21 protein-coding genes are annotated in these 22,715 nt (G+C 71.8%); 14 read left to right on the plus strand and 7 right to left on the minus strand.

Going from position 1 to position 22,715, the window contains the following annotated elements:
* Nucleotides 1-22: 22 nt before the first annotated feature.
* Nucleotides 23-895, minus strand: a complete 873-nt coding sequence (locus P0Y31_RS04005) for an SDR family oxidoreductase (RefSeq protein ID WP_275866763.1) — start codon at nucleotides 893-895, stop codon at nucleotides 23-25.
* A gap of 107 nt (nucleotides 896-1,002) precedes the next feature.
* Here P0Y31_RS04005 and P0Y31_RS04010 point away from each other — a divergent pair, with 107 nt between their 5' ends.
* From P0Y31_RS04010 to P0Y31_RS04030, 5 genes are all read left to right on the plus strand, one after another.
* Nucleotides 1,003-1,677: a LemA family protein gene (locus tag P0Y31_RS04010; RefSeq protein ID WP_275866764.1), complete on the plus strand. Its 675-nt coding sequence runs from the start codon at nucleotides 1,003-1,005 to the stop codon at nucleotides 1,675-1,677.
* A gap of 98 nt (nucleotides 1,678-1,775) precedes the next feature.
* Nucleotides 1,776-2,684 (plus strand): ABC transporter ATP-binding protein, encoded by a 909-nt coding sequence (locus tag P0Y31_RS04015; RefSeq protein WP_275866765.1) that lies wholly within the window; start codon nucleotides 1,776-1,778, stop codon nucleotides 2,682-2,684.
* Nucleotides 2,681-3,481, plus strand: a complete 801-nt coding sequence (locus P0Y31_RS04020) for an ABC transporter permease (RefSeq protein WP_275866766.1) — start codon at nucleotides 2,681-2,683, stop codon at nucleotides 3,479-3,481. The genes P0Y31_RS04015 and P0Y31_RS04020 overlap by 4 nt, the downstream gene beginning before the upstream one ends.
* Nucleotides 3,481-4,677 carry a sensor histidine kinase gene (locus P0Y31_RS04025; RefSeq protein WP_275866767.1) on the plus strand — a complete coding sequence of 399 codons (1,197 nt, stop codon included), beginning with the start codon at nucleotides 3,481-3,483 and terminating at the stop codon, nucleotides 4,675-4,677. Before P0Y31_RS04020 ends, P0Y31_RS04025 begins: the two co-directional genes overlap by 1 nt.
* On the plus strand, nucleotides 4,674-5,321 hold the full coding sequence (locus P0Y31_RS04030) for a response regulator transcription factor (RefSeq protein WP_275866768.1): 648 nt from the start codon (nucleotides 4,674-4,676) through the stop codon (nucleotides 5,319-5,321). Before P0Y31_RS04025 ends, P0Y31_RS04030 begins: the two co-directional genes overlap by 4 nt.
* Nucleotides 5,322-5,355: 34 nt before the next feature.
* On the opposite strand, the gene P0Y31_RS04035 is transcribed toward P0Y31_RS04030, so the two are convergent.
* Complete coding sequence (locus tag P0Y31_RS04035; RefSeq protein WP_275866769.1) at nucleotides 5,356-6,993, minus strand: alpha/beta hydrolase; 1,638 nt, start codon at nucleotides 6,991-6,993, stop codon at nucleotides 5,356-5,358.
* Nucleotides 6,994-7,172: 179 nt separating this feature from the next.
* On the minus strand, nucleotides 7,173-7,850 hold the full coding sequence (locus P0Y31_RS04040) for a VTT domain-containing protein (RefSeq protein WP_275867098.1): 678 nt from the start codon (nucleotides 7,848-7,850) through the stop codon (nucleotides 7,173-7,175).
* A 163-nt stretch (nucleotides 7,851-8,013) separates the two neighbouring features.
* Between P0Y31_RS04040 and P0Y31_RS04045 the strand changes: the two genes are divergently transcribed.
* Together P0Y31_RS04045 and P0Y31_RS04050 are read left to right on the plus strand one after the other, a co-directional pair.
* Entirely contained in the window at nucleotides 8,014-8,364 is a 351-nt protein-coding gene (locus P0Y31_RS04045) for an STAS/SEC14 domain-containing protein (protein ID WP_275866770.1), read from the plus strand.
* A 67-nt stretch (nucleotides 8,365-8,431) separates the two neighbouring features.
* Nucleotides 8,432-8,848: a VOC family protein gene (locus P0Y31_RS04050; protein ID WP_275866771.1), complete on the plus strand. Its 417-nt coding sequence runs from the start codon at nucleotides 8,432-8,434 to the stop codon at nucleotides 8,846-8,848.
* A gap of 3 nt (nucleotides 8,849-8,851) precedes the next feature.
* On the opposite strand, the gene P0Y31_RS04055 is transcribed toward P0Y31_RS04050, so the two are convergent.
* Nucleotides 8,852-9,406, minus strand: a complete 555-nt coding sequence (locus P0Y31_RS04055) for a DinB family protein (RefSeq protein WP_345803607.1) — start codon at nucleotides 9,404-9,406, stop codon at nucleotides 8,852-8,854.
* A 19-nt stretch (nucleotides 9,407-9,425) separates the two neighbouring features.
* Here P0Y31_RS04055 and P0Y31_RS04060 point away from each other — a divergent pair, with 19 nt between their 5' ends.
* Nucleotides 9,426-10,073, plus strand: a complete 648-nt coding sequence (locus tag P0Y31_RS04060) for a TrmH family RNA methyltransferase (RefSeq protein ID WP_275866773.1) — start codon at nucleotides 9,426-9,428, stop codon at nucleotides 10,071-10,073.
* Here P0Y31_RS04060 and P0Y31_RS04065 read toward each other — a convergent pair.
* Together P0Y31_RS04065 and P0Y31_RS04070 are read right to left on the minus strand one after the other, a co-directional pair.
* On the minus strand, nucleotides 10,048-11,481 hold the full coding sequence (locus P0Y31_RS04065; protein ID WP_275866774.1) for a hypothetical protein: 1,434 nt from the start codon (nucleotides 11,479-11,481) through the stop codon (nucleotides 10,048-10,050). The genes P0Y31_RS04060 and P0Y31_RS04065 overlap by 26 nt on opposite strands.
* Nucleotides 11,478-12,020, minus strand: coding sequence for a SigE family RNA polymerase sigma factor (locus tag P0Y31_RS04070; RefSeq protein WP_275866775.1), 543 nt, complete (start codon nucleotides 12,018-12,020; stop codon nucleotides 11,478-11,480). The genes P0Y31_RS04065 and P0Y31_RS04070 overlap by 4 nt, the downstream gene beginning before the upstream one ends.
* 139 nt (nucleotides 12,021-12,159) lie before the next feature.
* Between P0Y31_RS04070 and P0Y31_RS04075 the strand changes: the two genes are divergently transcribed.
* The 6 genes from P0Y31_RS04075 (at nucleotide 12,160) to P0Y31_RS04100 (ending at nucleotide 17,686) form a co-directional block, all read left to right on the plus strand.
* Entirely contained in the window at nucleotides 12,160-12,993 is an 834-nt protein-coding gene (locus P0Y31_RS04075) for a GNAT family N-acetyltransferase (RefSeq protein ID WP_275866776.1), read from the plus strand.
* A gap of 95 nt (nucleotides 12,994-13,088) precedes the next feature.
* On the plus strand, nucleotides 13,089-14,120 hold the full coding sequence (fbaA, locus tag P0Y31_RS04080; protein WP_275866777.1) for a class II fructose-bisphosphate aldolase: 1,032 nt from the start codon (nucleotides 13,089-13,091) through the stop codon (nucleotides 14,118-14,120).
* Between the two features lie 9 nt (nucleotides 14,121-14,129).
* The gene (locus P0Y31_RS04085) at nucleotides 14,130-14,540 is read left to right on the plus strand and encodes a DUF3151 domain-containing protein (protein WP_275866778.1); all 411 of its coding nucleotides are present in this window, start codon (nucleotides 14,130-14,132) and stop codon (nucleotides 14,538-14,540) included.
* 278 nt (nucleotides 14,541-14,818) lie between these two features.
* Nucleotides 14,819-15,670, plus strand: coding sequence for a helix-turn-helix transcriptional regulator (locus P0Y31_RS04090; RefSeq protein ID WP_275866779.1), 852 nt, complete (start codon nucleotides 14,819-14,821; stop codon nucleotides 15,668-15,670).
* Nucleotides 15,671-15,802: 132 nt separating this feature from the next.
* Nucleotides 15,803-17,092, plus strand: a complete 1,290-nt coding sequence (locus P0Y31_RS04095) for an adenylosuccinate synthase (protein WP_275866780.1) — start codon at nucleotides 15,803-15,805, stop codon at nucleotides 17,090-17,092.
* A gap of 9 nt (nucleotides 17,093-17,101) precedes the next feature.
* A complete protein-coding gene (locus P0Y31_RS04100; protein WP_275866781.1) occupies nucleotides 17,102-17,686 on the plus strand; it encodes a DUF402 domain-containing protein in 585 nt (194 codons plus the stop codon).
* Between the two features lie 151 nt (nucleotides 17,687-17,837).
* On the opposite strand, the gene P0Y31_RS04105 is transcribed toward P0Y31_RS04100, so the two are convergent.
* Nucleotides 17,838-22,505: a SpaA isopeptide-forming pilin-related protein gene (locus P0Y31_RS04105; protein WP_275866782.1), complete on the minus strand. Its 4,668-nt coding sequence runs from the start codon at nucleotides 22,503-22,505 to the stop codon at nucleotides 17,838-17,840.
* Nucleotides 22,506-22,715: the final 210 nt, after the last annotated feature.

Here is a 22,715-nt window from a genome sequence, read left to right on the forward strand (position 1 = left end):
GGGAGCCCGGTGCCGTTCCCGGTCAGAAGACCGGCTTGCCGCCGGTGACGCCGAGCACGGTGCCGGAGACGTAGCTCGCCTCGTCGGAGGCGAGGTAGACGAACGCACTGGCGACCTCGATCGGCTGGCCGGCGCGGCCGAGCGGGGTGTCGGCGCCGAAGCCCTCGACCTTGTCCTCGCCGAACGTGGCCGGGATCAGCGGCGTCCAGATCGGGCCGGGCGCCACGGCGTTGACGCGAATCCCCTTGGGGCCCAGCATCGCCGCGAGGTTGACCATGAGGTTGTTGAGGGCGGCCTTGGTGGCGGCGTAGTCGAGCAGCGGCTCCGACGGCGAGAAGGCCTGGATCGAGGTGGTGATGAGCACCGAGGAGCCCGCGGCCATCGTCGGGGCCACGGCCTGGGTCAGCCAGAAGGTCGCGAAGACGTTGGTCTCGAAGGTGCGCTCGAGCTGCCCGGGTGGGAACTCCTCGAGGTCGGGCTGGGCCATCTGGAAGGCGGCGTTGCAGACGAGCACGTCGATGCCGCCGAGCCCGCTCCGGGCGCGTTCGGCGACGTCGCGGGCCGCCTCCTCGGTGCGGATGTCGGCCGGGATGAGCACGCATCTGCGGCCCGCCTTCTCCACCTCGGCGCGCACCTGCTCGGCGTCCTCGGCCTCCTCCGGCAGGAACGCGATGGCGACGTCGGCGCCCTCCTTGGCAAAGGCGATCGCCGTGGCGCGGCCGATGCCGGAGTCGCCGCCGGTGATGAGGGCCCGCTTGCCGGTGAGCCGGTCGCGGCCGGTCCACGACTGCTCCCCGTGGTCGGGGGTGGGGGTCATCTCGGCGGTGTGGCCGGGCCACTGCTGCTGCTGGGCGGGGATGTTCGCAAGGGTCTGGTCAGAGGTCGGCTCAGGCATGCCCCCACTTTCGGTGCGGCCACCAGGCCTCGCAACCGGTGCAGAGCCCGGTGCGCCGAGGGGTCCGCCCACTAGGATCGGCGGCACCGAGGACAGGGGAGTTCACCATGTGGGTCTGGATCATCATCGGCATCGTCGTGGTGCTGCTCGCGCTCGCGGCGGTGGGCATCTACAACGGGCTCGTCACGCTGCGCAACCGGGTGCAGGAGGCGTGGCGCCAGATCGACGTCGAGCTCAAGCGGCGGCACGACCTCATCGGCAACCTCGTTGAGACGGTCAAGGGCTACGCGGCCCACGAGCGGGGGACCCTCGAGGACGTCATGAAGGCCCGGTCGGCGGCCATGACCGGGGGCCAGGGCCCCGCGGCGCAGGCACAGGCCGAGGGTGCCCTCAGCGCCGCGCTCGGCCGCCTCTTCGCCGTCGCGGAGGCCTACCCGGACCTGAAGGCCAACCAGAACTTCCTGGCGCTGCAGGAGGAGCTGACCTCCACGGAGGACCGGATCGCCTCGGCCCGGCGCTACTACAACGCCAACGTGCGCGAGCTGAACACCAGGGTCGAGACGGTGCCGAGCAACATCGTGGCCGGCATGTTCGGCATCGGCCGAGCCGAGTACTTCGAGGCAGAGGGCGCCGAGCGCGACGTGGTGAAGGTCGACTTCGGCCAGCGCGACGCCACCATCCCGCCCCCCAGCGGGTATGCGGGGGGCACGCCGGCGGGTGCGGAGCCCGGGTCGGAGGGTCCGGCCGACCCGCCGCGGGGGACCGTGCCACCGGCCGGGTAGAGGTCCCCCCGGGATGAACCGCCGTCCACCGACCGGTGGACGGCGGTTCATCCGGTCGATGCTCCTCGCGGCCGGCCCGAACTGGACAGACTTGGGGCATGAGCGCACCCATCGAGGTCGAGGGCCTGAGCAAGGCGTATGCCGGGCAGCCCGCCGTCGACGGCATCGACCTGCAGGTCCGGACGGGCGAGGTGTTCGCCCTGCTCGGACCCAACGGCGCCGGCAAGACCACCACCGTCGAGATCCTCGAGGGTTTCCGCCACCGCGACGCCGGTCGGGTCAGCGTGCTGGGGGAGGACCCCTCGAGCGCCGGGCTCGACTGGCGGCAGCGGCTCGGCATCGTGCTGCAGAGCTCCCAGGGCCTCGACCTGCTGACGGTGCGCGAGGTCGTCGCCAGCACCGCGAAGGTCTACCGCCGGCCGCGCGACGTCGACGAGGTCATCGCGGCCGTCGGCCTCGCAGAGAAGCGTGACAGCCGCACGGCCAAGCTCTCCGGCGGGCAGCGCCGCCGCCTCGACGTGGCGCTCGGCATCGTCGGCCGCCCCGAGCTGCTCTTCCTCGACGAACCCACCACCGGGTTCGACCCGCAGGCCCGGCGGGACTTCTGGTCGCTCATCGCCGGGCTCGCCGGGGACGGCACCACGATCGTGCTGACGACCCACTACCTCGAGGAGGCCGAGCAGCTCGCCGACCGGGTGGGGATCATCGCCGGGGGACGCATGGTCACGGTAGACACCCCTGCCGAGCTCGGCGGGCGGGCCCAGCAGCGGGCCACCGTCTCGTGGCGGGAGGACGGGGTGGTGCGCACCGTCGCCACCGCCGAGCCGACCGCCGAGGTGGCCCGACTGGCCAGCCGCTTCGGCGGCGAGGTGCCCGAGCTCGTCGTGCAGCGGCCGACGCTCGAGGACACCTACCTGCGGCTGATCGCCCCGTTCGCGACCGCCGAGGAGGCTGCTCCCGACCTCCCGGCGCCGGTCGTGGCGGCCGGGGAAGGGGTAGTGCGATGAGCACCTCCGCCGTCGCCCTCGACCGCACGGTCCTGGAGCTGAAGATGTACTTCCGCGAGCGCGACTCGGTCGTGTTCTCCTTCCTGTTCCCCGTCGTGATGCTGTCGCTGTTCGCCTCCGTCTTCGGCGACAGCTTCGAGTCGGGTGGGAGCCCCGTCGGGGCCGCGCAGTTCTTCCTTCCGGGCATGGTTGCCGGCGGCGTGATGCTCACCAGCTTCCAGACGCTGGCGCTGGGCGTGGCCATGGAGCGCGACGACGGCACCCTCAAGCGGCTGCGCAGCACACCCATGCCGCCGGTCGCCTACTTCCTCGGCAAGGTCGGTCTGGTCGCGGTGACGTCCGTCGCCCAGCTGGCCCTGCTGCTGCTCGTGGCGCGCGTCGTGTTCGACGTCCCGATGCCCTCGGCCCCCTCGGCGTGGGCCACGTTCGCCTGGGTGTTCCTCCTCGGCGTCGCCTCGGGCACCGTGCTGGGCATCGCCTACTCCACGCTGGCCGGCTCGGCGAGGTCCGCCGGAGCCGTGGTCATCGGGCCGCTGCTCGTGCTGCAGTTCATCTCCGGCGTCTACTTCGCCTACGGCGACATCCCCTCGTGGATGCAGCAGGTGGCAGCCCTCTTCCCGCTCAAGTGGGTGGCCCAGGGCATGCGGTCGGTCTTCTACCCTGCGGCCATGGAGACGCAGGAGGTGGCCAGCGCCTGGGAGCACCCGATGGTCGCCCTCGTCCTCACCCTCTGGCTGGTCGCCGGCCTCGTCCTGTGCACCCGCACCTTCACCTGGTTCAAGCGGGGCTCGTTGTGATGGAGGCCGCGACCGCAGCCGCGCACGACCGCGACCTCGTCTGGCGCCGCCAGCTGGTGTTCTGGCACGCGACCTTCGGCGTGCTCTTCGTGGTCACGCTCTACCTCACTGCGATGGACGACCGGGGCCAGCGCCTGGCCGGCGCGGCCTGCGTCGCCGGCATCGGCATTGCGTATGCCGTGTGGGGGGCTCGGGGCCTGCAGCTCCAGGACCGCCGGCTCGGGACGACCTACCTCGCGGTGGCCTGGCCGCTGTTCCTCCTGCTCATCGCGATGAACCCGGAGGGCGACTACTACTTCGTCTCCTTCGCGCTCTTCCCGCAGACGTGGGCGCTGCTCTCGCGCCGCGCCGCCGTGTGGGTCACCGTGGCGGTGGTCGTCGGGCTGAGCGTCGTGCGCCTGCTCACGCTGCCCCAGACCACCGGCGCGCTGATGACGATCGTGGTGTCATCGGCGATCACGCTGGGCCTCTCGCTCGGCATGGGCCTGCTCATCCACGTGCTGACCGACGAGATGGAGCGCCGCGCCGACACGATCGAGGAGCTCCACCGCACCCAGGTCGACCTCGCCGCCGCCGAGCGCGCCCAGGGCGTCTTCGCCGAGCGGGAGCGGCTCTCCCGCGAGATCCACGACACCCTCGCGCAGGGGTTCACCTCCGTGGTGACGCTGGCCCGGGCGGCCGATGCCGCGCTCGACCGGGGCGACCTCGAGACGGTGCGGGAGCGGCTGGCGCTGCTCGAGTCGACGGCGGCGGAGAACCTTGCCGAGGCCCGGCTGATCGTCGCCGCGCTGACGCCCGGGCACCTCCAGCAGGGCACCCTCGCCGAGGCGCTCCAGCGCGTGGTCGACACCGCGTCGGCCGAGTCGGGCATCGACGGCACCCTCACCCTGGTGGGCTCGCCCGCGACGGCGGCCGCCAACTCCGAGGTGGTCCTCCTCCGCACGGCGCAGGAGGCGATCGCCAACATCCGCAGGCACTCGGGCGCCTCCTCGTTCTCGGTCCGCCTCGACTACTCAGACCCCGCCCGGGTCGGCCTCGAGGTCACCGACGACGGCCAGGGCTTCGACCCCGGCCGCGTGCGGTCGGGCTTCGGGCTCGTGGGCGCCCGGTCACGGGCAGCCGACCTCGGGTCCGAGCTCGTCGTCGACACCTCCCCGGGGTCGGGCACCACGCTGCGCGTGAGCGTGCCCCGATGACGCTGCGGCTGGTGGTCGTCGACGACCACCCCGTCGTGCGCGCCGGGCTCGTGGCCATGCTGGGTGAGGAGCCCGACTTCGAGGTCGTCGGCGAGGCGGCGGACGGGGCGGAGGCCGTGGTCCGGGTCGGTGAGCTCGCGCCCGACGTCGTGCTGATGGACCTGCGCATGCCCGTGCTCGACGGCGCCGAGGCGACCGCGCGCCTGCGGGAGAACGGCGGACCGCCCGTGCTCGTGCTGACCACCTACGACACCGACGCCGACATCGTCCGGGCGGTCGCGGCCGGCGCCACGGGCTACCTGCTGAAGGACGCACCCAGGGCGGTGCTGGCGCAGGCCGTGCGCGCCGCAGCCCGGGGCGAGACCGTGCTCGCCCCGCCGGTGGTCGCCCGTCTCGCCGGCCGGCTGCGGGCCGACGCCGCCTCCGCGCAGGCTGGCTCGAGCGCGCCGCAGCTGACCCCTCGCGAGGTCGAGGTGCTCGGCTGCGTCGCCCGCGGCATGTCCAACGCCGAGGTGGGGCGCGCGCTGTTCATCGGCGAGGCCACGGTCAAGACCCACCTGCTGCGAACCTTCGAGAAGCTCGGGGTGACCGACCGCACGGCGGCGGTCACCGCGGCATACCGGCTGGGGCTGCTGGAGCTCTGACGCGAGCCCAGCAGCCCCAGCCGGAGCGTGGTGCTCAGCGGGTCATGCCCAGCAGGTGCTGGCGCAGCGCCAGCTGGTGCGGTGACAGGACGGCCCCTGAACGGCTCATTCCCGAGGCGGCCGAGGCGCTCGACGGGTCGGGCGGGGGCAGCGGGTCGCATCGAAGGTCGGCGCGGTTGCCGGAGCGGCGGTCGGGCAGCTCGCCGGTGGCGAGGTAGGCCGCGATGGCCCCGTCCGTGCAGTCCATGCCGGAGAGGGAGGCGGAGTGGGTGGTGCCGCCCACGCCCTCGATGAGGCGCGACTCCGGGAACAGCCGGCGCGTTGCGAGCGCGCCGGAGAACGGCGTCGCCGCGTCGTGGGTCTCGGAGACGAGCAGGATAGGCGGTGCGTCCGAGCCGTCGACCTCGACGGGCTCGCCCACGTCACCGGCCCAGGTGCGGCAGGGGGCGTTGAACCAGGCGTTGCTCCAGGTGAGGAACGGCGCTTTCTCGTGGATGCGCCAGTTGACCTCACGCCAGGTGTCCCAGTCGTGCGGCCACGGTGCGTCCGTGCAGATCACCGCGAGGTACATGGCGTAGCCGTTGTCGGCCCCCGGTCCCGAGGGACCCTGGAAGGCGTCCGCGAGGGCCTTGACGGGGGCGTAGTTCCCGTCGTTGACCGCGGCGGCGAAGGCCGTGGCGATCTCGTGCCAGGCGAAGACCCCGTAGCCGGCCACCACGAAGACGTCGTTCCACTCGGTCGCCCCGAACTGGCCACCCGCCTGGGGCGAGCTGGTCAGCGCCTTGAGGACCTCGTAGTAGGCGTCCTCGACGTCGTCACCGCTCGTCCCGAGCCCGTAGACGTCGTCGTGCTTGGCGATCCAGTCGAAGTAGATCCCGAGCGTCTTCTCGAACGCGAAGTCCTGGTCGAGGTTCGCGTGCCACCAGACCCGGTCGGGGTTGATGACGCCGTCGAACACCATCCGCCGCACGCGGTCGGGGTGCAAGGTGGCGTAGACCTCGCCGAGGTAGGTGCCGTAGGAGAAGCCGTAGAAGTTGATCTTCTTGGCGCCGAGGGCGGCGCGGATGCTCTCCATGTCCGCGATGGTGTCGGTCGTCTTCAGGTGGTCGAGCAGGCGTCCGCCGGCGGCCTCGCAGTCCTCGGCGTAGTTCTCGGTCTTGGTCAGCCAGGCCTGCTCGATGCTCTTGGTCCGCGGGACGTACGAGGGCGGTGTGTCGTCGAAGTAGCTGCCGTCGCAGGTGAGCGAGGGCCTGCTCGCCCCGACGCCGCGGGGGTCGAAGCCGATCCAGTCGTAGGTCAGGCCCGCGCCGTCGGGGACGATCCGCTGGAGCACCGAGTAGATGAGCCCCGAGCCGCCCGGACCACCGGGGTTGACCAGCATGACGCCCTGGTACTCCGAGGCCGGTGACGTGTGGCGCATGCGGGAGACGGCCAGCTGGATCTTCTCGCCCTTGGGGCGGTCGTAGTCGAGCGGCACGCTGACCATGGCGCACTCGGCTCCGAAGTCCTTCAGGAGCTGGTCGACGCAGTCGCCCCAGGTGGGCGCCGGCGGGACGTAGCCGGTCGCCGCGGGGGCGGTCGTGGTGGTGGCGGTGACGCCCTGGGCCGGCGCAGCGACGGCCAAGGCGCCGATGGTGATCCCCGCGGCGGCCGCGGCGAGCAGTCTCCTCATCGTTGTCCTCCCCCGTGAGTGGCACGGCGATGTGCCGGTCGCACCACTCTTCTCGCCGCGCGGGCGCCCGGGGACCGCCACGCGGGCTAGTCAGGGACGGCACACGGGGGCGTCGTTTGCAGTAGTCCGCTGTGCCGGTGCGCCGCTCGGGACGGGGTGCGATGGGGTGGGACGACGGGTCAGTCGCGGCCCTCCATGAGGTCCTCGACGACCTCCTCGGTCTCCTCGATCGCCACCCGGGCAGCGCTCTTGGCCCGGACGAACTCGAAGATCATCGGCACGACCGACACGGCGACGATGGCGAGGATCGCGAGCTCGAGGTGCTCCTTGAGCGCCGGGAACGCGTTGCCGAGGAAGTATCCGAGCAGGGTGATGCCGGTGGCCCAGAGCAGCGCGCCGACGCCGCTCCAGACGAAGAAGTGGCGGCGGTCCATGCGGCTGACGCCGGCCACCACTGTGATGAAGGTCCGCACGATCGGCACGAAGCGGCCGATGATCAGGGCCTTCGCACCGTGCTTCTCGAAGAAGGCGTGGGTGTCGTCGAAGTACTTCTTCTTGATGAAGCGGCCCTCACGCTCGTAGAGCGGCGCCCCGATGGCACGGCCGATCTCGTAGCCGGTGATGTTCCCCAGGAAGGCCGCCGCGGTCAGGATCGCGCAGGCGACCCCGATGTTGACGTCGATCGAGCCCTCGGCGATGAACAGGCCGACGGCGAAGAGCAGCGAGTCACCGGGGAGGATGGGGAACAGCAGCCCGCACTCGATGAAGACGATCGCCGCGCTCACCCAGAAGAACTGGTCGCCGAACTCCTTGAGCAGCCATTGGGGGTCCATCCAGTCCGGGCCGAGAGAGTGCATCACGTGCCCAAGGGTATGCCGCCGGGCCGCGACCGCGGGAATCCTCGCCCTCAGCGGCCGACGGTAGCCATGTCATCGGCCACGCTGTGACCGTTCCGCTTGCCATTGACACCGTCCCCCGAGCCTGAGGACAGTGGGAGACGTGATCCGCATTCTCCATGACATGCCCGCCGGGGTCCTCGGGCTCGAGGCGGTCGACGATGTCGAGAAGGAGGACTACCAGAAGGTCATCGTGCCCGCAGTCGAGAAGGCCATCCACGAGCACGGCAAGGTTCGCCTGGTCTATGTCCTCGGACCGAAGTTCGACGACTACGAGGGGGACGCGGTCTGGGAGGACCTGAAGCTGGGCGCGCGGCACCCGGCGTCGTTCGAGCGGATGGCGATCGTCACCGATGCGGGGTGGGCAGGACCTGCGGTCAAGGCCTTCAGCGTCGTGTGGCCAGGGCAGGCTCGCGCGTTTCGCCTCTCAGAGCTGGAGTCCGCCAAGCGCTGGGCGGCCGAGGACGCCGGCTGACGCGGATCTCGGACTCCCCACCATGCCCTGAAGGAATGTGTGCGCCTGCACGGCGGTTGGCCTGCGCATGGGACAGGCACCCTCGCCCGACGGGGTCCGGCAGCTGCGGCTCACCGTGCATGCCGAGGACTACGAGCAGGCGGTGGCCTTCTACCGCGACACCCTCGGCCTGCCGGTCGAGCTGCGCGTCGAGAGCGAGGGCGGGGCCGAGGTGATGATCCTCGACGCCGGCCGGGCCACGCTCGAGCTGTGCAACACCGCCCAGGTGGAGCTCATCGACCAGCTGGAGGTCGGTCGGCGGGTCAGCCCGAAGTTCCGCCTCGCCCTCGAGGTCACCGACGCCGCCGGCACGACGACCCGCGCGGTGGAGTCCGGTGCCGAGCTGGTCGCCGAGCCCACCCTGACGCCGTGGAACTCGCTCAACTCGCGCCTCGAGACGCCCGGCGGCATCCAGCTCACCCTCTTCGAGGAGCTCGGCGGCTGAGCCCTACTGGCCGGTGCGTCCGTCGATGCACTCGCGGAGCAGGTCGGCGTGCCCGCAGTGTCGCGCGTACTCCTCGACCATGTGGACCAGCACGTCGCGCGCGCTGACCGTGTCCCCGTGGTGGGTGACTTCCAGCGCCATGTCGGGGTTGCCGCGCACCCACTGCTCGGCGAACGCGACCTCCTCACGCCACGTCTTCCACGCCTCCTCGACACACTCGGCGTCGCCGACCGCGCCGTCCCAGTCGGCGTCGGAGCGCCGCGGGCCCCAGAGCCGGGGGGCGTCCTCCTGGGACAGCACCCGGCGGAACCACGAGCGCTCGACCTCCGCCATGTGCCGCACCAGCCCCAGGAGGGACATCGTCGACGGCGGCACGGATCGCGTGGCCATCTGCTCCGGGCTCAGCCCCTCGCACTTCATCTCGAGGGTGAGGCGGTAGTGCCGCAGGTAGTCGGCGTAGGTGCCGCGCTCGTCCTTGGGCACGTTCTCGAAGGGATGGCGTGGGTCGGCGTCCGGCTCGACCCACATGTCAGGGTGCTTCCGCGGTGTCTCGGGCATGCCTGCCATCGTGGTGGTCGTGACCGATGAGGACAACCGAGTTGGAGTCGGCCCGTGGCCGGGTCCCTGGCCGGACGACGAGCGCTACGACCCCGACCTGCTGCGCAACGGCGACAGTCGCAACGTCGTCGACCGGTACCGGTACTGGAGGCTCGGGGCGATCGTTGCCGACCTCGACACCCACCGCCACGACTTCCACGTCGCCGTGGAGAACTGGGGCCACGACTTCAACATCGGGTCGGTGATCCGCACGGCAAACGCCTTCAACGCCAAGGCTTTCCACATCGTCGGCAAGCGACGCTGGAACCGGCGGGGCGCCATGGTCACCGACCGTTACCAGCACGAGCACCACCACCCCGAGGTGGCCGACCTGGTGGCCTGGGCGGCCGCGGCGGGAGGCGACGGACGCGGCATACCGCTCATCGGCATCGACAACCTGCCCGGCTCGGTGCCGCTGGAGACCTTCGACCTGCCGCGCGAGTGCGTGCTCGTCTTCGGTCAGGAGGGGCCCGGGCTGTCACCGGCGATGCGTGAGGTGTGCGTCGCCGTGCTCGACATCGCGCAGTTCGGTTCGACGCGCTCCATCAACGCCGGGGCGGCCGCTGCCGTCGCGATGCACGCCTGGGTGCGCCGCCACGTCTTCAACCAGCCTGTGTGCGAGACCTGACGCGGTGCCGTCGACGCAGCCACAGCAGGACGACCAGTCCGACGCCGCCGGCGACGAGGCCGGCCTCGGGCCACCGCCACGACAGCGTCGAGACGGACGTGCCCCAGATGCTGGTGTGGGTCGGTCCGGAGAGTGCGTCGTCAGCGAGGTCGAGCCGGGTGAGGTGGAGCCGTGGGTCGGTGACCACCAGCGCGCGGGACGGGTCGGCGACACCCTCGGGGCCGAGCCTCAGCCCCTCGGCCTCGAGGCGGGGGAGCACCCAGGTGCCGTCCTGCCACTCGACCGGTGTCCCGACCGCATAGGGCTTGTCGGCTTGGTCGGCAGGGGTCCAGGTGTTCGTCTGCTGGGCCCCGCTCGCGAGGTCGAAGGTGATGATGCGGCGCCCGGGACCCTCCGGCCCCACTGCATCTGCGCCGGTGGGATCGACTGCCAGCAGCAACGCCCGCCGGTCCGGTGAGAGCGACGGGCTCCACTGGTCGAGGGACGCCGCGGCGACGGCCGCACCCTCCCCGCTCAGCCGTGCCAGGGGAGTCCGCCGTCCGTCGAGGGTCAGGCGCTCGGGCACGAGCGCCTCGGCGCCACCGCTGACGGCGAGCCCTAGGGGGCGCAGGACGAGGATCTCGTCGTCGTCGAGCCACCCGGCGAGGGTGAGCTCCTCGGCCAGGGGCACCTCACGCAGCGAGCCGTCATCACCCAGCACCAGGAGCAGGGGAGCCGCCGCCTTCCCGGCGTAGGCACGCACCGCCACCCGGGTGCCGTCGGGGGAGAAGTACGCAGGGGTCTGGAAGGCGGTGCGGTATGGCGGAGCAGCTGGCTCCCCGGCCTCGTCGGCTCCGGACAGCTGCATGGCTCCCACGGTGGGGAACCGCGTGAGCTGTCCCGTGACGACGTCACGGATGACGTAGCGCCCGGACGGCTCGTCGGAGTAGGCGATGCGACGTCCGTCAGGGGAGATCGCGGGAACCGTCGCTGCCAGGAAGAAGCGCTGGATCGGCAGGTCCCACAGCTCGCCCTCCTGGCCCACGGCATACCAGGCGCCCCGGAGGCCCACGCCGAGCTCGTGCGCGGCGAAGGCCACACCGGCCAGCGCGCTGCCACGCTCGGGGAGCTGGCGGACCAGCTGGGGAACCAGGGGCCGGCCGATGCGCTGCGGGTGACCGACCGTCGCGCCATCACCAGCGGGTGGCACTGGTTGCTGCAGAGCGCTGGGCGCTCCCAGGACCACTACGGCGACCACGGCGGCCGCCGCGGCCGCCGCGGCCGCCACCGCAGCCGTGCGGCCAGCGCGCGAGCGGAGGCGTCGACGCCGTCCCTGCCGCCAGGCCACGCCGGCCAGGTCGCGTCCGACGTCCGTGGGCTGGACCTCCTCGGCGAGCTCGTCGAAGGCCTCTGTCAGTGTCCTGCTCATCGCGCCGCCACCTTTGCGTGGGTGCCGACCCAGAGGTCGGCCAGCTCAGGAGCGGTGGCGCGCAGTCGAGCCAGGGCCCCCCGGGTGGAGGTCTTCACCGTGCTGACCGACCAGCCCAGGATCGCTGCCGTCTCGGTCTCGGTGCGGTCCTCGTAGAAACGCAGCACCAGCACAGCGCGCTGCTTGGGGGTCAGCCGGGCAAGCGCGTCCTTCAACAGCAGGCGTTGGTCGCTGTCGGCGAACTGGTCCGCGGTGTCTGCGCGGTGGACGGTGTCCTCGGCCGCCGGAGCCACGAGGGTGGGGCGTCGGCGGCGAGCCCGCCAGCCGTCCACGGCACGGTGGTAGAGCGCCCGCCGGGCGTAGGCCTCGGGGTTGCCCTGCCGCTGCACCGACTCCCAGTGCTGGGCGAGACGGCTCAGGCAGTCCTGCAGGAGGTCCTCCGCGAGGTGCCGGTCTCCCGTCAGCAGGTAGGCCGTGCGGAGCAGCCCGACCGAGCGCGCCTGCACGAAGCGCTCGAAGTCCTCCACCGTCCCCTCCATGCCCCTCTTGACGTCCCGAACCCGCCCGGCGGGTGTACGACGGGGGAAAGAATGCCGGACAACCGTGCTGGCCGAACAGAAAGTGCCAGCCGAACAGAAATGCTGGCCGAGGTCAGGCTGCTGCGATGGGATGGCCCGCGTGACCTCTGACGAGCTGCTCGATGCCTTCCACCAGCAGATCCGCCTGCGCGACCGCGACGCCGAGGAGGGCAACGTCGTCGAGCGCGATGGCCTGGTGCATCGCAACTACCCGGCCGACCCCACCACGCCCGGCGCGATGATCGAGACCCCCGAAGGGCTCGGCGACGACCCGGATGCCGTGATCGCCCGCCAGCGCGACTTCTTCCGCGACCGCGGGCAGCGGGTGGAGTGGAAGACGTACGGGTACGACTCGCCTGCCGACCTCGGCAACCGGCTGGCGGCGGCCGGGTTCGTGCCGGAGGAGCTCGAGGCGCTCATCCTCGGTGACGCCGAGGTGGTCGCCGTCGACGTCGAGCTGCCGCCCGGGGTGCGGGTGCGGGCGGTCGAGGTGGGCCCCGACCTCGAGCGCGACCTCGAGCGGATCGCCGACCTCCACGACCTCGTCTGGCCCGGGACCCGCTGGATCACGCTGCGGTTCGGTGAGGAGATGCGGGCCCGCCCCGACCTCGTGCACGGCTGCCTCGTCGAGGAGTCGCCCGACGGCCCGGTGCTCTGCGCGTCGTGGCTGCGGATGGTCGAGGACAGCGACTTCGCCGGCCTGTGGGGCGGCGCCACCCACCCGGACTGGCGGCGCCGCGGCCTCTACCGCGCCACCGTGGCCCACCGCGCCCGGCTCGCGCTCGACCACGGCCACCGGTTCCTGCGCGTCGACGCCTCGCCGCACTCGCGGCCGATCCTCGAGCGCGCCGGCCTGCACCAGGTCTCCACCACGACGCCCTACGTGCTCGACCCGGCGACCGCCGACGCCGAGGCCGCGACCGACCACGCGTAGAGCCGGACGGCCCCTACGCGCGCCCCGGCGAGGCATGGAAAGATCGGGGCCGAAGCTGCGCACCGCGACCTTCCGATCTCAAAGAGGAGAGACCCATGCCCATCGCCACCCCAGAGGTGTATGCCGACATGCTGGATCGCGCGAAGAAGGGCTCCTTCGCGTACCCGGCCATCAACGTCACCTCCAGCCAGACCCTGAACGCGGCCATCCGCGGGTTCGCCGAGGCCGGCAGCGACGGCATCATCCAGGTCTCGACGGGCGGCGCCGAGTACCTCAGCGGCCCCACGGTCAAGGACATGGTGACGGGCTCTCTGGCGTTCGCCGCCTTCGCCCACGAGGTCGCCAAGAACTACGACGTCAACATCGCGCTCCACACCGACCACTGTCCCAAGGACAAGCTCGACGGCTTCGTCCGTCCGCTGCTCGCCGCGTCCACCGAGCGCGTCAAGGCCGGCGGCACCCCGTGGTTCCAGTCGCACATGTGGGACGGCTCGGCCGTGCCGCTCGAGGAGAACCTCGAGATCGCCCGTGACCTGCTCGACGCCTGCAAGGCTGCAAACGTGATCCTCGAGATCGAGGTCGGCGTCGTGGGTGGCGAGGAGGACGGCATCGTCGGCGCCATCGACGAGAAGCTCTACTCGACCCCCGAGGACGCCATCGCCACGGTCGAGGCCCTCGGCCTCGGCGACAACGGCCGCTACATGACCGCGCTGACCTTCGGCAACGTCCACGGCGTCTACAAGCCCGGCAACGTCAAGCTCCGCCCGGAGATCCTCAAGGCCGCCCAGGAGGCCGTGGTCAAGGCCAAGGGCCTCGGCGAGGGTGAGCGCCCGTTCGACCTCGTCTTCCACGGCGGTTCGGGCTCGACCGCGGAGGAGATCGGTGCGGCGGTCGACTACGGCGTGGTGAAGATGAACATCGACACCGACACCCAGTACGCGTTCACCCGCCCGGTGGCCGGCTACATGTTCAAGAACTACGACGGCGTGCTCAAGATCGACGGCGAGGTCGGCAACAAGAAGCAGTACGACCCGCGCGCCTGGGGCAAGGAGGCCGAGGCGGCCATGGCCCAGCGCGTCGTCGAGGCCTGCCAGAACCTCCGCAGCGCCGGCACCTCCGGCAAGTAGGCGGCGTTCGTGACCCCGTCGGAGAACCTGCTCGGCATCCCGCCCACCCGCCTGCCCGAGGACCCGGCAGCCGACCGGCTGGAACAGGGCGTGGCCCCGGACCAGGTGGCCGCGGCATACCCCACCTCGTCGCTGGCGTGGGCCACCCTGGCCGAGGATGCGCTCGAGGACGGGCGCACCGTCGAGGGCTACGCCTACGCGCGCACCGGCTACCACCGCGCCCTGGACGCGCTGCGGCGCTCGGGGTGGCGCGGCCAGGGGCCGGTGCCGTGGTCGCACGAGCCGAACCGCGGGTTCCTCCGTGCGCTCGCGGCGCTGTCCAAGGCTGCCGGCGCGATCGGCGAGGTCGACGAGGAGCAGCGGTGCCGGCAGTTCCTGCGCGACTCCTCGCCGGAGGCCGCCGACGAGCTCGGTCTGTGAAGGCCTGAGCCTGCAGGCTCAGGCAGGCGCTGTCACAACACATGGTGAAGCCGGGGGGCCGGACCTTTACGATCCAGGCCCCCCGGCTTCGCCCCCTGCGGTCGAGCGGCCCCCATGTGCCCGCTCTGTGCCGCGACCTCGTCGTCCCCGTGACCGCGCGACACCGCCCATGATGCACACTGCAAGCGCTTGCAGGCGGTCACGAAAGTGCCATTGGCCATAACATGTCATGAATCCTGTGGACCGTCTGTGGGAGTGCTGGCGAAAGAGGCTGACCGGTGGAGGACGACTACACCCCCGCGCCCGATCCCGAGTTCCTCGTGACCGACCCCCTCCAGACCCTTCACCAGGTGCTCGAGCGGGAGGTGCGGCGGGCCGAGCGCCGGCGGCTCGAGCTCGCCGAGATCGGGAACGCCCTGCTGAAGCTCAGCAAGCTGCACGAGCAGCCGGCCTCCGAGCGGGCCGCCCCGGTGTGGGAGCCCGTGGCCGCCGACCTCGCCCCCACGATCGTCGAGCGCCTGGTCGCGGGCACCGACGGTCCCCTGCGCCACTGCGTCGTCGACCTCGACGTGGGGCCGGGGCTCGAACCGGAGATCGTCGAGGCCGCCACCCGGCGGCTCGCCCAGGGGAGGGTGCAGCGCGGCATCTACCCGATGAGCGCCTATCACCGACCCGAGACCCGCAGCCGCATCGACGCCTGGGCGCGGGCGGGCGAGGTGCAGCGGATCTGCCTCCAGCCGCCCACCGACTTCGCGGTCTTCGGCGACACGGCGGTCATGGCGGTGGCGGAGTGGGGGGACGCCGGCTCCAACTACGTGCTCATCCGCGACCCCATGCTGGTGCAGGCGTTCACCGCCCTGTTCGAGCGGGTCTTCGAGCAGGCGCTGCCCGTGCCTGACGGCGGCGGCATGGGCAGCGACGTCGACCTCGAGATGCTCAGGCTGCTCGGCGCCGGGCTCAAGGACGAGGCCATCGCCCGCCACCTCGGGTGCAGCCTGCGCACCGTGCGCAGGAGGATCGCTGTGCTCATGGCGCGGCACGACGCCGAGACCCGGTTCCAGCTCGGCCTCGCCGTCGCGGACAGTGGCCTGCTCCGGCCCGCGCGCGTGCCCAAGCCACGCACGCGTTGACGCCCGCCGCGCGAGACGGCTTGGGCCGTGCAGCGCCCGACCGGTAGCCTTCCGAGGTACGGGCCCCCGTGCACACGCACGACTGGGGCCTGTGCTGTGACCGCAGCCGCGACCTGAGGAGAAGGTGTAGCCATGCCGGCAATCGTGCTGGTGGGAGCCCAGTGGGGCGACGAGGGCAAGGGCAAGGCGACCGACCTGCTGGGCAGTGCCGTCGACTACGTCGTGAAGTTCAACGGCGGCAACAACGCCGGACACACCATCGTCATCGAGGGTGAGAAGTACGCCCTGCACCTGCTGCCGTCCGGCATCCTCACCCCGACCTGCACCCCGGTCATCGGCAACGGCGTCGTCATCGACCTCGCCGTGCTGTTCGAGGAGATCGACGGCCTCGAGGCCCGTGGAGTCGACACCTCGCGCCTGCTCGTCAGCGCCAACGCCCACATCATCGCGCCCTACAACCGGGTGCTCGACAAGGTCAACGAGCGCTTCCTCGGCTCGCGGAAGATCGGCACCACCGGCCGCGGCATCGGCCCCACCTACGCCGACAAGATGTCGCGCACCGGCATCCGGGTGCAGGACCTCTTCGACGAGAAGATCCTGCGCCAGAAGGTCGAGGCAGCCCTGGAATTCAAGAACCAGGTCCTCGCCAAGATCTACAACCGCCGCGCCATCGAGGTCGACGAGGTGCTCGAGGAGCTGCTCGGGTATGCCGCGCGGCTGCGTCCCATGGTCGCCGACACCTCCCTGGTGCTCGAGCAGGCGCTGAACGAGGGCAGGACCGTGCTCATGGAGGCCGGTCAGGCAACCCTGCTCGACGTCGATCACGGCACCTACCCGTTCGTCACCTCCTCGAACGCGACCTCGGGCGGTGCCTGCACGGGCTCGGGCATCCCGCCGACCCGCATCGACCGTGTCATCGCGATCCTCAAGGCCTACTCGACCCGCGTGGGCGAGGGCCCGTTCCCGACCGAGCTGCACGACGACCAGGGCGAGTTCCTGCGCAAGACCGGCGCCGAGTACGGCACGACCACCGGTCGCCCGCGTCGCTGCGGCTGGGTCGACACCGTCGTGGGCCGTTACGCCACGCGGATCAACGGCGTCACCGACTTCGTCATCACCAAGCTCGACGTGCTGACCGGCCTGGAGAAGGTCCCGGTCTGCGTGGCCTACGACGTCGACGGCGTCCGTCACGACGAGATGCCGGTGAACCAGACCGACTTCCACCACGCGGTGCCGGTCTACGAGGAGCTCGACGGCTGGCAGGAGGACATCTCCGACTGCCGCAGCTTCGAGGAGCTGCCCAAGAACGCCCAGCAGTACGTCCTGCGCGTCGAGGAGCTCATCGGGACCCGGGTCTCGGCGATCGGCGTCGGCCCCGGCCGTGACCAGATCATCAGCCGTCACTCCCTCCTCGGTGACTGACCGGGACTGGTGAGCGACCGGATCGTCTCCGGTCCCGACGCGCTGGCGCCGGGCGATCCGGTGCGGGTCCGCTTCCGCAAGTGGGGCGGCGCTGACCACTGGTCGGCGGACGTGGTCTGGCTGGGGGAGGACGAACACGGCTGGTGGACCGGCTGGCTTCCCGGCACCCGCTGGACCCGTCCCGGCACGGAGTTCGTGTCCCACGGCCGCCAGGTCGGCCTCTTCCCGCGCGACCGCGGCTTCGCCGCGACGTTCTACGAGCCGGTGGCTGACTACGCCTGGCGGCTCTACGTCGACGTCGCGACCACCCCGGCCCTGCAGGACTCGGAACTGAGCGCCATCGACCTCGACCTCGACGTCATCGAGCGGTTCGACGGAGGGGTCTTCGTCGATGACGAGGACGAGTTCGCGCTGCACCGGGTGGCCCTCGGGTACCCGGGCGAGGTCGTCGCGGCGGCGGAGGCCGAGCGCGACCGGCTGCTCCGTGAGCTGAGGGACGGCGCCGCCCACTTCTCCGAGACCGTGGCCGCCCACTGGCGGTCCCGGCTGTCCGAGCTGGCCGCAGCCGGTCCGAGTCGGTCCAAGCCGTCCTGAGCCCGACCCTGCGACCGCGAACAGCACCGGGGGCGCCGACCTGGTGGTCGGCGCCCCCGGCGCCTCGCCTCCCACCCCCAGGGGGCGACCCCTGCTGACCCAGTCGGCTCCGGTCACCACCGGAGGAGGCCGGGCCCACGGCCTCTGCTGCTCAGACCTCCCGGCGCCCGGCGACCCGCCACAGCCCGGTGCCGAGCACCAGGAGCAGCGCAGCCGCACCCATCAGCTGCGGCAGCCCGTCGACGCCGGTGTAGGCGAGTGACGGCGAACCGCTCGGCGTGGCCGGCAGAGCCGGGGCCTGGGGCACGGGGCCTCGGACCGCGACGTTGACGAACACCCCCGCGTCTGCGGCTGCGGCGCTGGCCCCGACCTCGACCTGGCGGCTCTCCTCGTCGAGGAGGTAGCCCGCCGGAGCCCGCGTCTCGACCAGCGTCCAGGTGCCGAAGTCCAGACCGGAGACGGCGAACTCGCCTGCGGCGGGGTCCTCGTCGCGGCCGGTGTAGCCGCTCTGGCCAAGGTTGTCGGCCACCTCGAGGTGCTGGTCACCCAGGCTCAGCCGGAACACCGCCCCGCCGAGCGCCGCACCGTTCCCGTCGACCTTGCTCCAGCCGAGGCGTCCGTCCTCGTTGTTGACGACCGACCCGATCTGGGCGCTGCTGTCGTCGCCGTCGACCGTGAAGGTCAGCGCCGCCGCCCCCGCGTAGCCCACCGGCACGGTGGTCTCGGTCAGTGTCCAGGTGCCGAAGTCCAGGCCGTGCACCGCGAACTCGCCGGCGTCGGGGTCGGTGTCCGGACCGGCGTACCCAGCCTGTCCCGCGAAGTCGTCGACCACGATGCGCTGCTCGTCCTGTGTGAGGGTGAAGCCGGCTCCCGCGAGGGGCCGCCCGTCCTCGCCGACCTTGGTCCACGACGCCAGGCCGTTCTCGGTGTTCTCGATGTCCGCAAGGCGCAGGATGCTGACCGATCGGGGCAGGTGCACGGTCACGGCCGGCCCCGCGGCATACCCGGAGGGCACCGTCGTCTCCGTCAGCGTCCAGGTGCCGAAGTCGAGCCCGTCGACCAGGAACTCGCCGGCGTCGGGGTCGCGGTCGCGGCCCTCGTGGCCGGCCTGGCCGGTGAAGTCGTCGACGACGACGCTCTGGCCGGGCATGGTCAGGGTGAAGCCGGCGCCGGCCAGCGGCGTGCCGTCCTCCCCCACCTTGCTCCAGGCCAGGCGTCCGTCCTCGGTGTTCTGCACGGCGCCGAAGGTGGCGACGGGGGTGCCCGCGTCGACGGTGACGGTCCGCGGCGCACCGGCGGTGTAGCCCGTGGGCGCCCGGGTCTCGGTCAGCGTCCAGGGACCGAAGTCCAGGCCGACGACCTTGTAGGCCGCGGGGGCCGGGTCGCGGTCCCAGCCGTCGTAGCCGGTCTGACCGGTGTTGTCCTCGACCTCCAGCAGCTGCTCGCCCATGGAGAGCTCGAACAGCGCGCCCGTGAGGGGCTCACCGCCCTCGCCGACCTTGGTCCAGGTGAGGATGCCGTTGGTGCTGTTGACGATCGTGACCTCGTGCCGGCTGTCCTGCGCGGTGATCGTCACCTGCCGGTCGGCCGCCTTCGCGTAGCCGGACGGCACCGTGGTCTCCGACAGGGTCCAGGTGCCGAAGTCGAGCCCGGCGACCGAGAACCACCCGGCGCGCTCGTCGGTGTCGGCGCCCTCGTAGCCCGGCCGGCCGGCGTTGTCGGGGACGGCGACGACCTGCCCCGCCCGGGTGCCCGGCACCTCGAGGGTGAGGGTGAAGCCGGCGCCGGCGAGGGGCGCGTCGTGCTCGTCGACCTTGCGCCAGACGATGCGCCCGTCCTCGGTGTTGCGGACCGCGCCCACCGCGTGAGAGCTGTCCTCTGCGGTGACGGTGAACTGCACCGCTGCGCCACCGGCGTACCCCGAGGGGGCGGTGGTCTCGGTGAGCGTCCAGGTGCCGAAGTCGAGCCCGGCCACGGCGAACCGGCCGGCGGCGGGGTCGGTGTCGGCGCCCTGGTAGCCACCCTGGCCGGTGTTGTCGACCACGACGAGGCTCTGGGCGCCGGTCCGGTCCGACGAGGTCAGCGTGAAGACCGCGCCGCCGAGCAGCTCATCGTGCTCGCCGACCTTGCTCCAGGTGACCCGCCCGTCCTCGGTGTTCTCGATGGCTCCGAGCAGGATCGGGGTCGCCGACGCGACGACCTCGACGGTGCGCGGCTCGATGCCCTTGTGGCCGGTGGGCACCACGGTCTCGGTGAGGGTCCAGGTGCCGAAGTCGAGGCCCGCGACGGCGAAGACGCCCACGGCCGGGTTGGTGTCGGCCCCCTGGTAGCCGGCCTGGCCGGTGAAGTCGGGCACGCTGACGGTCTGGCCGCCCAGGGTCAGGGTGAACGTGGCGCCCGCGAGCGGGGCCCCGTCCTCGCCGACCTTCGACCAGGCCAGGCGCCCGTTCATCGTGTTGCGGATCGATCCGAGGCCGACGGTCTGGTCGTCGGCGGAGACCGTGAACGGGATGGGCGTTGCGAGGCCGGTCCAGCCCAGCGGGGCCACGGTCTCGGTCAGCGTCCAGTCGCCGAAGTCGAGGCCCTCCAGCGCGAACCGGCCGGCGCGGGCGTCTGCGTCGGCCCCGTCGTAGCCGCTCTGGCCGGTGTTGTCGGTGACGTGGATGGTCTGGGTCTTCGCCCCGGCGCCGGTGGCCACGGTGAACTCGGCACCCGCGAGCGGGGCGCCGTCCTCGCCGACCTTGGTCCAGCTGACCCGGCCGTCCTGGGTGTTCACGACGTCGCCGACGTCGACGGTGGCCGCGCCGGCGGTGACGGTGACCTGCTCGGGTGCGCCCCCGGCATACCCCTGGGGCACGGTGGTCTCGGTGAGCGTCCAGGTGCCGAAGTCGAGACCCGTGACGGCGAAGTGGCCGGGCTCGGGGTTGGTGTCGCGGCCGGTGTAGCCGGCGGCGCCGGTGTTGTCGGTGACGACCACCGACTGCCCGGTGCGCGAGAGCGTGAAGGCGGCGCCGTCGAGCACGGTGCCGAACTCGTCGACCTTGCGCCAGGTGACCTGGCCGTTCTCGGTGTTGACGAACGAGAACGTGACGGTGTGGCTCTGCGCCGACAGCTCCAGGGTCCTCGCCGGCGCCGCGAGGTAGCCCTCGGGTGCCTCGGTCTCGGTGACGCGCCACGTGCCGAAGACCAGCCCGCTGACCCGGAACTCGCCGGTGTCGGGATCGGTGTCGCGACCGGCGTTGTCGGTCACGGTCACCGACTCGACCACCTGGACCCCCTCCAGGCGGTCGAGCCGGAAGCGTGCGCCGGCCAGACGGGTCTGCTCGTCCTCGCCGACCTTGGCCCAGACGAGCTGGCCGTTCTGCCGGTTCTCGAAGGCGCGGGCCAACACGGGGTCGGGTGTCTCGTGCGACACCGTCAGGGTCTGCGCGTCGCCGTCGAGCAGGTAGCCGGCCGGGGCGTCGGTCTCGACGACCCGCCAGTCGCCGGTGTAGAGCCCGCCCGCCTTGACGTAGCCGGCGCGCGGGTCGAGGTCGCCCTCACCGTTGTCGCGCACCGTGATGGCGGTGTCCTTGTAGGGGTCCTGCGTCTTGGTGAAGGTGAACTCCGCCCCGCCGAGCGGGTCGCCGGTGGTCGCGTCGACCTTGAGCACCGTGCCGGTGCCGAGCGGGTCGACGACCTCGACGGGCACGTCGCTGTAGCGCGCGATGGTGACGGTGGTGGACGTGTCGCCCGGCAGCAGGTAGCCGGCCGGGGGAGCGACCTCCGTGACCGTGTAGACGCCGAAGCGCGAGGTGGTGAAGGCGACGTAACCGGCGCGGTCGTCCGCGTCAGCGACCTCGTTGCCGGCGAGGTCGGTGGCCACGTTGTCGTTGACGTATGCCGTGCCGACCCCGTCGCGGGGGTCCGGTGAGATCTCGAAGCGCAGGCCGGCGTCGCCGACCACCTGGCCGGAAGGTCCGCGCTTGGTGATGGTGGCGCGGCCGCAGTTCGGCAGCACGTGGGTGGTGCCCGTGGCGACGTCGGACATCTCGGAGCTGATCGACGGCGACTGGCGGCTGCGGACGTTGAAGGTGCCGAAGCCGGCGCTCTCGCAGCCGGGCTCCATGCCGAGCACGGTGAGGTCGAGCGCGACCTCCATGAAGGCGCCGGGCGCGGCCTGGGCCGAGCCGCACAGGCCGGCGACGGCGGCGGTGTTGGACAGGCCGGCGATGGCGCTCGGTGTGATGGTCTGGGCGACCCACTGGCCGCCGACCCAGCGGTCCATGCCGTCGACGACGATCTTGCCGAGGACCTCGCTCTGGGCGTTGCCCTGCTGCTGGAACATCAGGCGCAGGTCACCGGTCGTGCGGGTGGGCACCGAGGCCGGCTTGCCGTTGCCGCCCGGGCGGCTCTGGTGGTTGGGCTTCTGGTTGTACTCGAAGGTGAAGTAGGTCGATCCCTCGGTGGTGGCGCGCTGGACCGCGACGTAGGTCCACTGGTGCCCGGTCTGGTCCACCTGGGAGAAGGTCTGGATCGCGGCGATGTCGGTCTTGCCGGTGGCCACGGACTCACCTGCCCACGAGTCGACGTCCGAGCTCTCTGCGCCCTTGTAGCCGGTGGCGTCGGCGACCCCGTCCACGACGCAGGCCGTGCTGCCGAGGCCGGACCAGTCGGTGGGGCCGCCGGCCGCCGGGGTCAGGTTGCCGTCGATCTCGAAGCCGCCGAGGTCGGCGGCCCACACGGACTGCACCGGCGTGAGCACCATGGCCGCCACGACGGCGGCGACCAGGGCGGCCCCGCCTCGACGTCGTGCGGTGAGTCCCGAGAACGTTCCCATGACACTTCCCCTCCGTGACCCGCGACCGTTCCGATCCCCCTCGATCCGGTCTAGTGCGTGTCTGTTAGAGGCAAAGTATTAGTAAAGAAAACGTAAAGGCAGGAGAGAACTCATGACGATGACGTAGTCCGTTCGGCCGAACATTTCGAGCACAAGGCGACGCGGGTCACGTCCCGTCCCACCAGTCACAGGCGGGGTCGATCAGGCGGC

Origin of the sequence: Knoellia sp. 3-2P3, assembly GCF_029223115.1 — a bacterium.
Taxonomy (GTDB): Bacteria; Actinomycetota; Actinomycetes; order Actinomycetales; family Dermatophilaceae; genus Pedococcus_A.

What these genes read in the sequence shown, in the direction of transcription:
- P0Y31_RS04010 (WP_275866764.1), top strand. Translation starts at nt 1,003, where the DNA reads ATGTGGGTCTGGATCATCATCGGCATCGTCGTGGTGCTGCTCGCGCTC.
- P0Y31_RS04025 (WP_275866767.1), top strand. Translation starts at nt 3,481, where the DNA reads ATGGAGGCCGCGACCGCAGCCGCGCACGACCGCGACCTCGTCTGGCGC.
- P0Y31_RS04035 (WP_275866769.1), bottom strand. Translation starts at nt 6,993, where the DNA reads ATGAGGAGACTGCTCGCCGCGGCCGCCGCGGGGATCACCATCGGCGCC.
- P0Y31_RS04015 (WP_275866765.1), top strand. Translation starts at nt 1,776, where the DNA reads ATGAGCGCACCCATCGAGGTCGAGGGCCTGAGCAAGGCGTATGCCGGG.
- P0Y31_RS04030 (WP_275866768.1), top strand. Translation starts at nt 4,674, where the DNA reads ATGACGCTGCGGCTGGTGGTCGTCGACGACCACCCCGTCGTGCGCGCC.
- P0Y31_RS04050 (WP_275866771.1), top strand. Translation starts at nt 8,432, where the DNA reads ATGGGACAGGCACCCTCGCCCGACGGGGTCCGGCAGCTGCGGCTCACC.
- P0Y31_RS04105 (WP_275866782.1), bottom strand. Translation starts at nt 22,505, where the DNA reads ATGGGAACGTTCTCGGGACTCACCGCACGACGTCGAGGCGGGGCCGCC.
- P0Y31_RS04055 (WP_345803607.1), bottom strand. Translation starts at nt 9,406, where the DNA reads ATGCCCGAGACACCGCGGAAGCACCCTGACATGTGGGTCGAGCCGGAC.
- P0Y31_RS04040 (WP_275867098.1), bottom strand. Translation starts at nt 7,850, where the DNA reads ATGCACTCTCTCGGCCCGGACTGGATGGACCCCCAATGGCTGCTCAAG.
- P0Y31_RS04020 (WP_275866766.1), top strand. Translation starts at nt 2,681, where the DNA reads ATGAGCACCTCCGCCGTCGCCCTCGACCGCACGGTCCTGGAGCTGAAG.
- P0Y31_RS04005 (WP_275866763.1), bottom strand. Translation starts at nt 895, where the DNA reads ATGCCTGAGCCGACCTCTGACCAGACCCTTGCGAACATCCCCGCCCAG.
- fbaA (WP_275866777.1), top strand. Translation starts at nt 13,089, where the DNA reads ATGCCCATCGCCACCCCAGAGGTGTATGCCGACATGCTGGATCGCGCG.
- P0Y31_RS04070 (WP_275866775.1), bottom strand. Translation starts at nt 12,020, where the DNA reads ATGGAGGGGACGGTGGAGGACTTCGAGCGCTTCGTGCAGGCGCGCTCG.
- P0Y31_RS04045 (WP_275866770.1), top strand. Translation starts at nt 8,014, where the DNA reads ATGCCCGCCGGGGTCCTCGGGCTCGAGGCGGTCGACGATGTCGAGAAG.
- P0Y31_RS04095 (WP_275866780.1), top strand. Translation starts at nt 15,803, where the DNA reads ATGCCGGCAATCGTGCTGGTGGGAGCCCAGTGGGGCGACGAGGGCAAG.
- P0Y31_RS04065 (WP_275866774.1), bottom strand. Translation starts at nt 11,481, where the DNA reads ATGAGCAGGACACTGACAGAGGCCTTCGACGAGCTCGCCGAGGAGGTC.